Genomic DNA, 1192 nt, shown 5'->3' with positions numbered 1-1192 from the left:
GCTGGTGAGTGGTCGAAGCGCAGGCCACGCCAGGACGGGTGGCGCAGGCCGGTGGCGGTGCGTTCGCGGTAGGCGACATCGCCGACCAGGTGCGGGGCGACCCAGTGCGCGGTGGCCACGATCGAGGACGGGATCTCACCGGTGACCGGCGGCGCGGCAACGGCCAGGGCCGACAGCTCGCGCTGCAGCGAGCGGCGGGTGGTGTCGCTGAACCCGGTCCCCACCGCCCCGAGCAGCACCAGTCGCCCACGGTCGTCGTGGGCGGCGACGAGCAGGGACCCGAATACCTCGCTGTTGGTGTGGCCGGCCAGCCAGCCGACCACCACCACTTCGGTGGACCGTCGCACCGGGAGCTTGCGCCATGCTTGCGACGGCCCGGCGCGGTAGGTGCTGTCCACGCGCTTGCCGATGACGCCCTCGATGTCGTGCTCGGCGGCGACGGCCAGCATCCGGGAGACCGGGATATCACGGTAGGACGGTGACAGCAGGACCGGGCCATGGGGCAAGCCCAGCCGTTCGAGGTGTTCGCGGCGTTGCAGGTAGGTCAGCGTGCGCAGGTCACGGCCGCCGAAGCCGAGCAGGTCGAACACGTACAGGCAGGCCGGCACGGCGCGCATCAGCGACCCGCTCGGTCTGCTCACACCCAGGCGGCGCCCGATACGGTCCAACCGTGGCACCCCGTCGCGGTCAGGTGCCACGAGCTCACCGTCGAGGGTCATCTCCCGCCCCGCCGCCAGCGACACCAAGGCATGGGAGATCTCGGGGAAGGCCGCGCTGAGGGAGTTGCCGTTGCGGCTGATCATGTGGCACACGCCGTCGGAAATCCATGCCAGGCAACGGATTCCGTCGTAGGTCCATTCGTAGGCGTACCGGGTGTCGTCGTCGGCGGGAGCCGGGCCGGCCGTGGCGAGCATCGGCGCGGGATGGCGCACCATACGCGGAACGCTACCCGCAAAAGATACCGAACGGTCGCACTACCGTGACGCTCCGGAATCCCGTACCCCTGGCGGAATTCGTCGTAGGGTCCGTGGTCCGTGCTGGGAACTACCGTTGTGTGCCGGTCGAGCCGGTTGTGGTCAGGTGGGTGTGGGTGGCTCGGCGGCGGGATGCATGATCGCGTGCCACCACGATTCGAGCCGACTCGGCTCCGGCCAGCGCACCACTGGCACATCGTCATCGGAACCGCTGGTGA

At 69.8% G+C, this 1192-nt stretch carries 1 protein-coding gene; it reads right to left on the bottom strand.

The window, feature by feature from the left end; genetic code table 11:
• The coding region (locus ACIRRA_RS46065; protein WP_402782515.1) for an ATP-dependent DNA ligase at positions 1-935 on the bottom strand (935 nt) is incomplete at its 3' end.
• Between the last annotated feature and the right edge of the window lie 257 nt (positions 936-1192).

Source organism: Nocardia sp. NPDC101769 (assembly GCF_044766925.1).
In the GTDB taxonomy this organism is placed as follows: Bacteria; Actinomycetota; Actinomycetes; order Mycobacteriales; family Mycobacteriaceae; genus Nocardia.
This window is presented reverse-complemented; position numbering and strand designations above follow the sequence as displayed.